Source organism: Catellatospora sp. KI3 (genome assembly GCF_029948125.1).
GTDB lineage: Bacteria > Actinomycetota > Actinomycetes > Mycobacteriales > Micromonosporaceae > Catellatospora.
This window is the reverse complement of sequence record NZ_JASAMB010000007.1, coordinates 91,517-103,500: the sequence shown is the minus strand read 5'-3', so window position 1 is coordinate 103,500 and position 11,984 is coordinate 91,517. Positions and strand designations below refer to the sequence as shown.

The window sequence follows — 11,984 nt, the reverse complement described above, 5'->3', positions numbered from 1 at the left end:
ATGAACCTTTGGCACGGTTCGACGGCGTGTCGCGGGCACAACCTCATGATCACCGGCGGGCGGCGGGGCGGGCAGACCGGGCAGATGAGTCACGTGAGGTGAAAGGGCGAACGCGGGCGGTCCGGGGACAGCGCGCCGATCGGGCCAACCGCGGTGCCGGTACGCGGACAATGGCCGTATGCAGCCGCAACGACCGGAAGCCTTCGGGGCGGGGACCGACGACGAACCCGACTTCGCCAGCGAGCATGAGCGGACCAGCACCTCGGACGTGGTCTGCGCGGGCGCCGACGCCCACTCCGACCCCGACATCCCGCTCGGCCTGGGCGGCATGGACCTCAAACGCACCCGCCTCCTCGACTGAGGGTGTGGCGCGGGAGCGTGCAGTTTCGGGGAAACTGCACGTAAGACGGCCAAGATTCCTGCACTTTCCCCGAAACTGCACCCACCCACCCACCCACCCACCCACCCACCTACGGCGGCGGCCGCGCCGCCCGGGGTGGGCGACGCGGCCGAGGTGAGCGGGTGGGGCAGGGTCAGGGCAGGGCGTTCAGGAACGGTTCGTGGTTGTTCTGGAACTCCCAGCCGTAGTACTTGTCCCAGTTGATGGACCAGGTCATCAGGCCGCGGAAGTCCGGCATGGTGCCGCCCCGCAGGGTGTACCCGCCGCAGTTCTGGTTCTTCACCAGGCAGTTGACGGCCTGCTGGACGACGGCCGGGCCGACGTACCCGCCGCCCGCGCTGACGGCGGCCGGGGTGCCGAAGGCGATCTGGTCGTCGCGCAGCGCCGGGAACATGTTGGCGGTGTTGCCCGCCACCGGGAACCCGGCCGACAGCATGTCGGTCATCGCGATGTGGAAGTCCGCGGCGCCCATGTTGTGGTACTGGTTGTCCAGGCCCATGATCGGGCCCGAGTTGTAGTCCTGCACGTGCAGCACGGTGATGTCGTTGCGCATCGCGTAGATGACCGGCAGGTACGACCCGGCCCGGGTGTCGCAGCCGTTGCAGGTGCCGCCGTAGAACTGGTAGCCCAGCTGCACGAAGAACGTCTCCGGCGCCATGGTCAGCACGAACCCGGCCCCGTACCGCGCCTTGAGGGACTTCAGCGCCGAGATCAGGTTGACGATGACCGGGGTGGTCGGGTTCTTGAAGTCGCTGTCACCGGCGTTGAAGTACAGCGAGTGGCCCTCGAAGTCGATGTCGAGGCCGTTCAGGCCGTACTTGTCGATGATCGCGCTGACCGAGTTGACGAACGCGTCTCGCGCACCGGTGGTGGTGAGCTGCACCTGCCCGTTGGCGCCGCCGATGGAGATCAGCACCTTCTTGCCCTGGGCCTGCTTGGCCCGGATCGCGGCGATGAAGTCCGCCTCGGACTCCACGTTGGGGCACTCGGCTACCGGGCACTGCTTGAACCGCACGTCGCCGGAGGTGACCGAGGTGGGCTCGGCGAAGGACAGGTTGATGATGTCCCAGGCGGCCGGGACGTCGGCCATGCGCAGGTAGCCCGAGCCGTTGGCGAAGCTGGCGTGCAGGTAGCCGACGAGCGCGTGCTTTGGCAGGCCGGTGTTGACGCAGCCGGTCGTGGTCGCGCTGACCGCGCCGCTCCTGGCCGACTCGCCGCTGCTGTTGTACGCCGCCACCGTGTACGAGTGCGCCGAGCACGTGGCCAGCCCGGAGACCGTCGCGGTGGTGCCGGTGACGGTGGCCTTGACCGTGGTGCCCTCGTACACGCGGTAGCCCGTCGCGCCCGAGGAGGCGTTCCACGACAGCGACACCGACGTGTTCGCGGTGCCGGTCACGGCCAGTCCGGACGGGGTCGGCGGGACGGTGGTGCAGCCGGTCGTGGTCGCGCTGGCCGCACCGCTCTTGGCCGACTCACCGCTGCTGTTGTACGCGGCGACGGTGTACGTGTGGGTCGAGCAGGTCGCCAGGCCGATGGCCGTGGCAGAGGTGCCGGTAGCCGTGGCGACCACGGTGGTGCCCTCGTAGACGCGGTAGCCGGTGGCCCCCGCGGAGGCGTTCCAGGACAGCGAGATGATGCTGTTCGTGGTGCCCGTGGCGGTCAGGCCGGACGGGGTCGCCGGGACGGTGGTGCAGCCCGTGGTGGTGGCGGTGACCGTGCCGCTCTTGGCCGACTCACCGGTGGAGTTGTACGCCGCCACGCTGTACGAGTGCGCCGAGCACGTCGCCAGGCCGGAGACCGTCGCCGAGGTGCCGGTGACCGTCGCCACGACGGTGCTGCCCTCGTACACCCGGTAGCCGGTGACGGTGCCGCTGGACGCGCCCCAGCTCAGGGCGATCGAGCTGTTGGTGACCGTGCCGACCGCCGGGTTGCCGGGGACGCCGGGCACGCCGGTGCCGCCGGGGCCGTCCAGGCTGACGTCGTCGGCGTAGTAGGTGCCCTGGCCGTACCAGCCGTGCAGGTACACCTGGGCGCTGGTCTGCGACGCGCCGGTGGTGAAGTTGACGGTCAGCTGGGTGAAGGCGGTGGCCGACGGGGTCCAGGTGGACGCGCCGCCGGTGACGCCGAGGTACACGTACGCGCCGCGCACCCAGCCGGTCAGCGAGTACGCCGTGTTCGGCTGCACCGCGACGGTCTGCGTGCACTGGGCGTTGTCCGAGCTGGACGCGGCACCCTGAAGGGCCTTGGTGCCGCTGCGGACGGGCGTGGAGACGACGCTGCCGAGACTGCAGGACCACGGCGACAGGCTGCCGGACTCGAATCCGGGGTTGCCGAGCAGATTGGCCGCGGACGCCGGGCTGGCGACCGCGAGCACGCCGCCCGCGACGAGCAGCGCGGCCGCGACGGCGAGCAGACGGGATTTGATGTGCACGGACCCTCCTCCCGGCCCGGTGACCGCGGTCACGGGCGTCTGATGGTGGGCCTAATTATTAATAGACTTAACTGTTAATGTCCATACCAGTTTCATGCCGACCGTGCACACAGGATCCGCGCAGCTCAGAGGGCAAGCGCCCGGGTGGCGACACCGAGTCCGATCACGACGACCGTCGCGGAGGTGAACAGCGGCACCAGCCGCCAGGCGCGATGGCGCAGCAGGGTCCGGCCCCGGCCGTACGCCGACGCGCGCTTGAGCCAGGCCCGCATCCGGGTCAGCAGCAGCCCCAGCCCGACCAGCGTCGCCGCCATGCCCACGCCGTACGCCGCGACCAGCAGCACGCCGAACCAGGCCCGCCCCAGCCCGACCGCGCCGAGCAGCACCACCACCGCCGACGGGCTCGGCACCAGGCCCCCGGCCAGGCCCATCGCGACCACGCCGCGCCCGCGCACCAGCCCCGGCCCGTGATCGTGGTCGTGGTCGTCGTGCGGTCCGTGCCGCAGCACCCGGTAGGCACGGCGCAGCAGCGACACGCCGACCCCGGCGACCAGCAGGCCGCTGACGGCGGTCAGCAGCGCGTACACCCCGTGCGAGGCGAAGTGCAGGCCGCCGGCGAGCACGATGCCCAGCAGCAGCGTGCCCGCGGTGTGCGTCAGCGCCACCGTCGCGGCCAGGGCCACCGCCTGCCGCACCGCCCCGCGCCCCGCCACCAGGTACGTCGCCATCATGACCTTGCCGTGCCCGGGTGCCAGCGCGTGCGCCGCCCCCAGCAGGACCGCCACCAGCAGCGCGAGCGACGCGAAGCCGAGAGTGAGGCGGTGCGCGCCGACCATCGCGGTGAACGCCGCGGTCAGCCCGTCGAGCAGCGCGCCGTGGTCATGCCCCTGCGTCTCCATCGAAACCCCCCCGGCCTCATGCTCCGCGAGGTCAACGGGGGGAACCGGGCACGGACACGGGGCATGCCCGAAGTAGGGCAATTGTCAACTAACCGTCACCCATCGCCGGTTGGCGCGTTGGCAAGAGCGGATCGGGGGAGATATGTCCTGTTCGTGCCGTTATACCGGGGCTGGTCCCGTATCTCGGCCAGGACCGTCGCGTTGACGAGAGTGGTGCCACCAACCGGCCGCCGTTCGAGACGAAGGACGAATTGATGGGTATCACGGGAACGCCGGTCCGCCGCGCCACCTTCGCCGCCGTGGCCACACCGGCCGCCGTGCTGCTCGCGACGGGTGTGTTCGGACTGCTCGCCCCCGGTGACGGCCACGCCGCCGAGCGCGGCAAGCACCACGGCTACGGCTCCCACTCGCCCTCGCCCCGGCCGCCGCACTCCCCCTCGGCCTCACTGTCGCCGGACGACTCGCCGAGCCCGTCGCGGCCGCGGCCCCATTCACCGTCGCCGTCGCTGTCGGCGCACGGCCAGTCGCCGTGGCCGTCGCAGACGCCCCGGGGCAACGACGACGGCGACGACGGGGGCGACGACGATGACGGTCGCGGCCACGACGGCGACAGCGAGGGCGGCGAACTGCCGCGCACCGGCACGTCCGGCCCGTCGACCGGCACGCTGGCCACGATCGGCTCGACGGTGCTGCTCGGCGGAGCGGGCGCCCTGTGGCTGGCCGCCCTGCTCAACCGCCGCGGGGGCGAGCGCCCCCACCCTGCCGGCAGGTCCCCTCGCCCCCGCCGCTGACCGCCGAGCCGCGGTCAAGACCGTTTCAAAGTGCCGGGCAATCGGGGGTCTCAGCGCTCGCATACCCCCGATTGCCCGGCAACTTCAGTCACCAGCGGTGGTGCACCTGCGGGCGGATCAGCTCGTCGTAGATCTCGGTGACGGTGGCCAGCGCCGGCTCCGGCAGCGGCGCCAGGGTCGCGGCGGCCGCGTTCGCCTGCGCCTGCGCCGCGTTGCGCGCGCCGGGGATCACCACGCTCACGCCCGGCTGGTCCACGATCCAGCGCAGCGCGAACTGGGCCGTCGTCGCGCCGTCGGGCACCAGCGGCGCCAGCCGGCGCACCGCGGCCAGGCCGGTGCCGAAGTCGACGCCGGAGAACGTCTCGCCGACGTCGAACGCCTCGCCGTGCCGGTTGTAGTTGCGGTGGTCGTCGGAGCCGAACACGGTGTTCTCGTCGTAGCGCCCGGACAGCAGGCCGCTGGCCAGCGGCACCCGCGCGATGATGGCGACCCCGGCCGCCGCGGCGGCGGGCAGCACCCGCTCCAGCGGCTTGAGCCGCAGCGCGTTGAGGATGATCTGGACCGACGCCACGTTCGGGCGGGCGATCGCGGTCAGTGCCTCGTCGCACGTCTCAACGCTGACGCCGTACGCGGCGATCCGCTTCTCCTCGACCATGGTGTCCAGCGCGTCGAACACCGCGTCGGCGCCGTACACGGCCGTCGGCGGGCAGTGCAGCTGCACCAGGTCGAGCGTGTCCACGCCGAGGTTCTGCCGGGACCGATCGTTCCAGGCCCGGAACGCGTCGAGGCGATAGGCGTCCACGGTCTGCGGCACCCGGCGCCCCATCTTGGTCGCGACCGTCAGACCCCGTCCGGCCCCGCCCTCGCGCAGGAACCGTCCGATCAGCCGCTCGCTGCGGCCGTCGCCGTACACGTCGGCGGTGTCGATGAAGGTGACGCCCGCGTCGACGGCGGCGCCGAGCACCGCCAGGGCGTCGTCTTCGGCGACGTCGCCCCAGTCGGCGCCGAGCTGCCAGGCGCCGAGTCCGATCACACCCACGCTGCGGCCGGTACGGCCGAGAATCCGCTGCTCCACATCGGCAGCCTAGTCGCGGCGGGCGGCGGCCCGGAACCGGAGCGGTGCCGGCCGGGAAACTTACAGCGGCCGGTGCATCACGATGCAGGGGCGACCGAACCGCAGGTCAGGACGCCGGTCGACCTCGGTGTAGCCCAGCGAGGTCCAGAACGCGAACGCCACCGGGTTGTTCTCCAGCACCGCCAGCCGCACCGCCGTACGGCCGCGCCCGCGCAGCAGGTCGTGCACCTCGCGGGCGGCCGCGGTGCCCAGGCCGGTGCCGTGCCGGTCGGCGTCGACCAGCAGCAGCCCGATCCAGGGCAGGCCGTCGCGGGGATGCTCGGCCAGCAGGTTCACCACGGCGGTCGGCGCGCCCCGGTCGGCGCCCACCGCGAACACCTCCACCCCGGGGGTGGCCAGGTCCTCCTCGATCGAGGCCAGCACCTGCGCCTCGGTGAGGTCCGGGCCGAACTCGCCGCTGAGCCGGTGGTAGGCGGCGTTGCCCGCGTAGAGCCGGTGCAGCTGCCCGGCCAGCGGCGCACCGGGCACGAGCTCGGTCGGGGTCAGGGCGGTGAGCATGAGGGCGAACATACGCGGTCGGCGCGGCGGCGCGGGCGCGGCCGCCTGGCGCAGGGGCCAGGACCCGGCGCCGGTCACCGGGGCTCGCGCCGGTTGCGGCGCGACTGGGCGCCGGCGTTCTCGATGGCCCGTACCAGCTCGGCCTTGGTCATCTGCCAGCGGCCGCTGATGTTGAGGCGCTTGGCCACGTTCAGCAGCTGGTCCTTGGTCTCCGTCGAGGTGTACCGCAGCTTGCTGCGCATCTCCCGCTGGATGGGCATGGCTCCCGCTCCCTGCTCGAGGCTGGTGGAGGTCACATCATGTCGAGGGTGCCGTCGCGGGGGCGCTCCGGACCGTCGACCTCGGCGTCGAAGTCGTGCCGCCGCTCGCGCCGGGAGGTGTCGTCCCACTCCGAGGCCAGCTCGTTGACGACGTCGACCACCCCGGGCACGGTACGCACCAGGTGCTCGGCGATCTGCGCGGTGCTGCGGCGGCCGGTGGTGCCGGTCAGCCGGACCACCCCGTCGACCACCTCCGCGTCGATCCGCGGCGGCTGGACGAAGAGCATCCCCTCGATCACGTCGTGCACCACGTCGTGCCGGATCGCCTCATCGGTCCGCCGGTACGTGCGCAGCAGATCGCGCCGCGACACCATCCCGACCAGCCGGTTCCCGGACACCACCGGAAGCCGCTTGAGCTGCTCGTTCTCCATGATCCGGGCAGCCTCGACCACGGAGGCGCCCGGCCGGACCACCACGGCCGGGGTCGTCATCAGGTCCTCGGCGGTCTCGCCCTCGGCCTTGGTCCGCGCCACCGCGCGGCGGCGCCGCTCGAACAGCCGCCGCTGTGGCTCCTCGCCGCCCAGCGCCAGCTTGTGCAGCAGGTCGGCCTCGGAGACCACGCCGAGCACGACGCCGTCCGCGCCGACCACCGGCATCGCGCTGATGCCGTGCTCGGCCAGCAGCTCGACGATCTCCCGGTACTGCGTCCGCGGCGCCACGCTGACCACTGGCGCCGACATCACGTCCGCCACGGTGCGCGCCGCCATCAGGCGCACCCCCTCCCCGTCGGGGTCCGGCATCGCTCACCGGCCTGGCATGTTCTGCCGCACCGGTGGGTACATGACACCTGTGATCGTACCGAGTCCGGCATTAACCGCTACGACGGATCAAAATACCCGGGGTATGACATGACGACGATGCGTACAGCCGACCACAGCGGCGTCCCCGCGGGCGACCTAAGCAACCACGAGCTCGCCCGCGAACTGGCCTCGCTGCACCGCACCCGGCACGACACCTTCGTGCACGGGTCGGACAGCGCCCTGGCCAACCACTCTGAGCGCAGCCGCGAGCTGGAGCGCGAATACCTGCGCCGCTTCCCGGGGCGCGACCCCGACCCGAGACGGCTGCGGCCCGGCGGGGCTACTTCAGCTCGTTCATGAGGATCGACGCCATGTCGATCCAGCCGTAGAAGGTGGCGATCGCGCACAGCGCGCCGCGGTTGGGCGCGCCCACCCGATCCATCAGGGCCCGCAGGTGGCGCTGCATGGTGCGGACGGCGACGTTGAGTTGGGAGGCGATCTGCTCGTCTCCATGGTCGGTGATGATCATTTCGACCATCAGCCGCTCCTCTGCCGAGATTGCCGCTGCGTCCACCGCACCCCTCCCCGCCCACGCCAGGGTCGTCGCCGTCCCGCCGGGCGACACGAGCCGGGTTGAATCTTCCGACCGTCTACTTCCGACGTCAAGTGGGGCGGTCGTCGCCGCGCTTTCTCCCAGCTGCCTGTCAGTTTGAGCGGCGACGCGCCGACCTGCGGCTACCCGCACGCGATCAGCCGAGGGGGCGCGCCGCGCGTCCGCGTCTGACGGCCTCACGACAGCCTGCGACGGATCGATTCTCGACGCTCTCGCACGCTTGGCGCTGCGGGCGGCGTCAGCCGATGGCGCCGACACCCACTGCTTGCCAATCGTCGGTTCAGGCGTCCCGGCTGGGCCGTCCGGCCAACTCGGACCACCCATGCGGGTAAGGATAGTGGCGCGGCCCGCTCAGGTGAACATCGTCGATGCGATCTTGACGGTGTTGTTACCCGTACGGGCGCGCCGATGGCGCGATGGGCGGATCACCACCTGTGTTGGCGTTTTGGCGTCAACTTCCGTTCCGCCACTTCCAGAGGCATGACGCCCGGTCCTAGCCTTTGGTCGTCTGACTGCGCAACGATCCGGCAGGTCCAGCTCAGGGCCGATCCGTGGTTGCTTTGTGCGCATTTTTCGATGGCGATTTGTGATACATCGTGGAGATAAGAGCCATGGGCGCGAATGCATCGACTGTCTTCAATGATTTGCCCACCGTGCCACTGGGACCGCTCTTCTCCGCACAGGTCCGCCGCAACCCGTTCGCGTACTACCGCTCGCTGCACGAACTCGGCGCACCGGTTCTCGCCATCGAGCAGCCCGCGCGCTACCAGTTCCTGCTCTGCGGCTTCGAGGCCGCCAGCCAGGCGCTGCGCGACCCGGCCTTCCAGGTGCTCGACGGCAGCATGATGGCGCAGCCGCCGTCCTGGGAGGAGCGCCGCACGCACGCGGTCTTCAGCCACTCGATGATGTTCACCAACCCGCCGCGGCAGACCCAGATGCGCCGCCTGTTCGCGCACACCTTCACCCCGCGCCGGATCATGGACCTCGAACCGCAGATCGACGACATCTGCGCGGACCTGCTCGACGCGATGGCCCGCCGGGCCGCGGCGGGCGAGCCGGTGGACTTCATGCGCGACTTCGCGTTCCCGATGCCCGCCGCGGTGCTGGGCCGGCTGCTCGGCGTGCCGGACGCGGACCTGCCCTGGTACCGCCCGCGCGCGGCGGAGCTGGCGAAGGTCATCGAACTCGGCGGCGGCACCGAGGAGAACATGCGCCGAGCCGACCGGGCGTCGGAGGAGCTGACCGACTACTTCGCCGAGATGGTGGCGCGTCGGCGGGCCCGGCCCGCCGACGACCTCATCACCGTGCTGATCCAGGCGCAGGCGGCGGAGCAGGACCCGCTCACCGACCGGGAGCTGCTGTCGAACCTGGTCGTGGTCTTCAACGCGGGCTTCGTGACCACCGTGCACCTGCTCGGCAACGGGCTGACCCTGCTGCTGGAGCAGCCCGAGCTCTGGCGGCGGGCCCGGACCGACCGCTCGGTGCTGCCCGGGTATGTCGACGAGATCCTGCGCTGCCAGGGCCCGACCCACTTCGTGGTGCGCCGGGCCGCCACCGACGTCGAGGTCTGCGGCACGCGCGTGCCGGCGGGCAGCGAGGTGCTGGTGCTGCTGGCCGCGGCCAACCGCGACCCGTCCCGGTACGCCGACCCCGACCGGTTCGACCCCCACCGGCCGCAGCGGGCGCACCTCGCCTTCAGCAGCGGCGGGCACTACTGCCTGGGTGCGGCGCTGGCCAAGATGGAAGGTGAGCGCGGCTTGAGCGCGCTGCTCGACCGGTTCCCCGGCATCGGCCTCGCCGTCGAGCCGCCCGTGCCGCACCAGCTGATGCTGCGCGGCCACGAGGAGCTGTGGGTACGGCTGGACGCAGGCGTCCCCGCCGCGCAGTCGGCGGGGTCGCTCGCGCAGTGAACCGGCCGGAACTCAGTGCCCGGTGAAGAGGACTTTGACCCGCTTGCGCCCGTTTTGGACTGACACATCGCCGCGCAGCTGACCAGCCACGTCGTCCGCTGCCGAACGGGAATCCAGGTTGTGCACGGCGTCCTGCTGCTCCGGCCAGCGCAGCTCGTCCCGGCCACCACCATTGGGATCCAACGGACGAATCCGGCTGACGACCACAACCCACTGGCCTGCCGGCTTTCGCCTCCTCCAGAACATGTCTCCTCCGTCTCCCGCGTTCGCCAGTTGCCCACCGTACCTTGGCGCCGTTACACCGGCAGCCCTCGGTCGCCGGGGGTACGGTTGAGGCCGGCCGGCCTCACCGGGGAGGGCATGGTGACGACTCGATTCCCGTCGATCGGCGTCGACGTGCGAACCCAGGACGAGCTGCGCGATCTCATGGCGACGATCCTCGGTGCCGCCGAACCCGTGCAGGTCGACCGGGAACGCTGCGATCACGTGTGGACCTGCCCCTCCGCCGCCCGGGTGGTGGTGCAGGCGCGCGGCGGGCTCATCGCGGGCGTGCTCACCGGCCTCGCGGGCAGCGCACCCACCGTGGCCTGCACCGACGTACGGCTACTGGACGACCGGGTGGCCACGCTGAACCTGCTCGACGAGACCGAGGGCAACCTGCTCTGCTCCGTCGCGGCGCAGTTGGAGGACCACTCGCTGCTGCGGTTGGCCGGCGGGCTGCTGGCACGCGGACAAGTGGTGCTGTCCGTGCTCGCCGACCGGATCACCGCGTACCCGGATCTCAGGTCGTACCAGCAGGAAACGGGCGCGCGGCTGGACCGCGGCCACCTGCTCAGCCAGGAGCTCCGCCGGCCGCCCGCCGCCCCCGGCGACTGGGCGCCGACGGCCGAGGTCGACTTCACCGCCACCGTCCGCCGCGCCGAACTCCGCGTCAACTCGCTGACCGGCACCGCGTTCCACTGGCTGCGCCTCAGCGTCCGGCCCGCACTCGAACTCGACCTCGCCGCGGGCACCGCCGAACTCGCCGCACCGCCCGCGCCCGGCAGCGTCGTCACCGGCCGCGGCCTGCTCACCGGCCGGCTCAACCTGCGCCCCGGCGACCTGCCCCGGCAGCCCGGACCTGCCCGCGCTCTGCTCCGCCGGGTGCGCCACCGGATCACCGCCCGGCTGCCGCACCGCCCCGACGGCTGAACACAGCGAAGGACCTGCCTCACCATGCAGAAGCAGGTCCCACCTGTCACCCTGAAGGTCGTGCCCCGCACGGGTGCGTCGCAGCCAGGACTTCGTGAGCCTCCGGCGCGGAAAGAGCGCCTCGGACGACGCCGGTGACGTCCGATGGCGACATCATCACAGCCGGTCGGCGGCAGCGCCTCACCCGACCGTGCAAGCCTGACTCGGCGGTAAGTGCCCTTCACCTGCGACCGGTGCGCAGCCGCATCCCGGGATGATCGACCGGTCGGAAACCCAGCTCGCGGTACAGCGGCGCCCCGTCCTCGGTCGCGCGCAGATCAACGCTGGTCACGCCCCGTCCGGCGAACCACTCCAGCAGCGCCGACAGGCAGGCCCGGGACAGCCCCCGGCGCCGGTGACCGGGCTCGGTCACCACGTTGGACACGTACCCGGTGCGCCCGCTCGGATCCAGCGGACCGCCCAGCCGCACGTCGATCACGCCGACCGCGCACGCCAGCAGACCCACCCCGTCCGCCCCCGCCACCACGTACGCGGCGAAGTCGCCCGCCGGATCGGCCAGCAGCCGCCGGAGGTTCGCCCCCACCAGCTCCTGCCACGGCCCGTCCGGCACCGGCTCGCCCGCCATCGCGCCGAGCATCACCGTACGCAGCCGCACGATCTCGGCCGCGTCCGCGGCCACCGCCCGCCTCACCTCGATCACGTGCCGACGCTACCCCGGCCGGCCGGCCCCGCCCCCGCGGCGCGGTATCGTCACCGCGTGCGCGCACCCCGGCCTCGACAGACGCTGGCCCCGCGCGGGCTGGACGAGCCGCATCCGAGCAGGCTGCGCGATGACCATCCGGAGCGCGCGGAGATCCTGCGCCGGCACGGCGAGGCACTGGCCGCCGGGCAGCCCGGATACCTCGACCCGGGCAGCGGCCTGTTCGTACTGAGCGCCGCCTTCCTGGCCGACCGCGGCTTCTGCTGCGACCGCGGCTGCCGCCACTGCCCATACACCACCTGACCCACCCCCACGCCACACAAACCGCGCCACACCGACGGACCACGCCAACGTGC

13 protein-coding genes and 3 pseudogenes are annotated in these 11,984 nt (G+C 71.9%); 6 read left to right on the top strand and 10 right to left on the bottom strand.

Annotated features, from left to right (window positions below):
• Positions 1 to 178 precede the first annotated feature (178 nt).
• A complete protein-coding gene (locus QEZ54_RS13940) occupies positions 179 to 361 on the top strand; it encodes a hypothetical protein (protein WP_281305002.1) in 183 nt (60 codons plus the stop codon).
• Positions 362 to 533: 172 nt separating this feature from the next.
• On the opposite strand, the pseudogene QEZ54_RS36380 reads toward QEZ54_RS13940, so the two are convergent.
• From QEZ54_RS36380 to QEZ54_RS13930, 3 genes and pseudogenes are all read right to left on the bottom strand, one after another.
• Positions 534 to 1,730: pseudogene (locus QEZ54_RS36380) on the bottom strand (chitinase); the annotation flags it as partial.
• A 690-nt stretch (positions 1,731 to 2,420) separates the two neighbouring features.
• Positions 2,421 to 2,774: pseudogene (locus QEZ54_RS36375) on the bottom strand (carbohydrate binding domain-containing protein); the annotation flags it as partial.
• A gap of 182 nt (positions 2,775 to 2,956) precedes the next feature.
• Entirely contained in the window at positions 2,957 to 3,730 is a 774-nt protein-coding gene (locus QEZ54_RS13930; protein ID WP_281305000.1) for a hypothetical protein, read from the bottom strand.
• Positions 3,731 to 3,984: 254 nt separating this feature from the next.
• Between QEZ54_RS13930 and QEZ54_RS13925 the strand changes: the two genes are divergently transcribed.
• The gene (locus QEZ54_RS13925) at positions 3,985 to 4,521 is read left to right on the top strand and encodes a hypothetical protein (protein WP_281304999.1); all 537 of its coding nucleotides are present in this window, start codon (positions 3,985 to 3,987) and stop codon (positions 4,519 to 4,521) included.
• Positions 4,522 to 4,609: 88 nt separating this feature from the next.
• Here the strand turns inward: QEZ54_RS13925 and QEZ54_RS13920 are convergent, their stop codons facing one another.
• The 4 genes and pseudogenes from QEZ54_RS13920 to QEZ54_RS13905 form a co-directional block, all read right to left on the bottom strand.
• Positions 4,610 to 5,596, bottom strand: coding sequence for an aldo/keto reductase (locus tag QEZ54_RS13920; RefSeq protein ID WP_281304998.1), 987 nt, complete (start codon positions 5,594 to 5,596; stop codon positions 4,610 to 4,612).
• Between the two features lie 60 nt (positions 5,597 to 5,656).
• On the bottom strand, positions 5,657 to 6,154 hold the full coding sequence (locus tag QEZ54_RS13915) for a GNAT family N-acetyltransferase (protein ID WP_281304997.1): 498 nt from the start codon (positions 6,152 to 6,154) through the stop codon (positions 5,657 to 5,659).
• A gap of 74 nt (positions 6,155 to 6,228) precedes the next feature.
• Positions 6,229 to 6,363 (bottom strand): annotated as a pseudogene (locus QEZ54_RS13910) (cation transport regulator ChaB); the annotation flags it as partial.
• 83 nt (positions 6,364 to 6,446) lie between these two features.
• A complete protein-coding gene (locus QEZ54_RS13905) occupies positions 6,447 to 7,181 on the bottom strand; it encodes a CBS domain-containing protein (RefSeq protein ID WP_281304996.1) in 735 nt (244 codons plus the stop codon).
• A 141-nt stretch (positions 7,182 to 7,322) separates the two neighbouring features.
• On the opposite strand from QEZ54_RS13905, the gene QEZ54_RS13900 reads away from it, so the two are divergent.
• Entirely contained in the window at positions 7,323 to 7,574 is a 252-nt protein-coding gene (locus QEZ54_RS13900; protein WP_281304995.1) for a DUF6158 family protein, read from the top strand.
• On the opposite strand, the gene QEZ54_RS13895 is transcribed toward QEZ54_RS13900, so the two are convergent.
• Positions 7,555 to 7,788, bottom strand: coding sequence for a LuxR C-terminal-related transcriptional regulator (locus QEZ54_RS13895; protein ID WP_217396832.1), 234 nt, complete (start codon positions 7,786 to 7,788; stop codon positions 7,555 to 7,557). The two genes, QEZ54_RS13900 and QEZ54_RS13895, sit on opposite strands and share 20 nt — an antisense overlap.
• A gap of 692 nt (positions 7,789 to 8,480) precedes the next feature.
• Between QEZ54_RS13895 and QEZ54_RS13890 the strand changes: the two genes are divergently transcribed.
• Positions 8,481 to 9,737: a cytochrome P450 gene (locus QEZ54_RS13890; RefSeq protein ID WP_281304994.1), complete on the top strand. Its 1,257-nt coding sequence runs from the start codon at positions 8,481 to 8,483 to the stop codon at positions 9,735 to 9,737.
• A 12-nt stretch (positions 9,738 to 9,749) separates the two neighbouring features.
• Here QEZ54_RS13890 and QEZ54_RS13885 read toward each other — a convergent pair whose 3' ends face one another.
• A complete protein-coding gene (locus tag QEZ54_RS13885) occupies positions 9,750 to 9,983 on the bottom strand; it encodes a hypothetical protein (protein ID WP_281304993.1) in 234 nt (77 codons plus the stop codon).
• 117 nt (positions 9,984 to 10,100) lie between these two features.
• Between QEZ54_RS13885 and QEZ54_RS13880 the strand changes: the two genes are divergently transcribed.
• Positions 10,101 to 10,928, top strand: coding sequence for a hypothetical protein (locus QEZ54_RS13880; protein ID WP_281304992.1), 828 nt, complete (start codon positions 10,101 to 10,103; stop codon positions 10,926 to 10,928).
• Positions 10,929 to 11,148: 220 nt separating this feature from the next.
• Here the strand turns inward: QEZ54_RS13880 and QEZ54_RS13875 are convergent, their stop codons facing one another.
• Entirely contained in the window at positions 11,149 to 11,628 is a 480-nt protein-coding gene (locus QEZ54_RS13875) for a GNAT family N-acetyltransferase (RefSeq protein ID WP_281304991.1), read from the bottom strand.
• Between the two features lie 57 nt (positions 11,629 to 11,685).
• Here QEZ54_RS13875 and QEZ54_RS13870 point away from each other — a divergent pair, with 57 nt between their 5' ends.
• Positions 11,686 to 11,931, top strand: a complete 246-nt coding sequence (locus QEZ54_RS13870; RefSeq protein WP_281304990.1) for a DUF5522 domain-containing protein — start codon at positions 11,686 to 11,688, stop codon at positions 11,929 to 11,931.
• Positions 11,932 to 11,984 lie beyond the last annotated feature (53 nt).

Excerpts from the sequence above, each read along its gene's own strand:
- QEZ54_RS13940 (WP_281305002.1), top strand. The coding sequence starts at position 179 with ATGCAGCCGCAACGACCGGAAGCCTTCGGGGCGGGGACCGACGACGAA.
- QEZ54_RS13930 (WP_281305000.1), bottom strand. The coding sequence starts at position 3,730 with ATGGAGACGCAGGGGCATGACCACGGCGCGCTGCTCGACGGGCTGACC.
- QEZ54_RS13925 (WP_281304999.1), top strand. The coding sequence starts at position 3,985 with ATGGGTATCACGGGAACGCCGGTCCGCCGCGCCACCTTCGCCGCCGTG.
- QEZ54_RS13915 (WP_281304997.1), bottom strand. The coding sequence starts at position 6,154 with ATGCTCACCGCCCTGACCCCGACCGAGCTCGTGCCCGGTGCGCCGCTG.
- QEZ54_RS13905 (WP_281304996.1), bottom strand. The coding sequence starts at position 7,181 with ATGGCGGCGCGCACCGTGGCGGACGTGATGTCGGCGCCAGTGGTCAGC.
- QEZ54_RS13900 (WP_281304995.1), top strand. The coding sequence starts at position 7,323 with ATGACGACGATGCGTACAGCCGACCACAGCGGCGTCCCCGCGGGCGAC.
- QEZ54_RS13885 (WP_281304993.1), bottom strand. The coding sequence starts at position 9,983 with ATGTTCTGGAGGAGGCGAAAGCCGGCAGGCCAGTGGGTTGTGGTCGTC.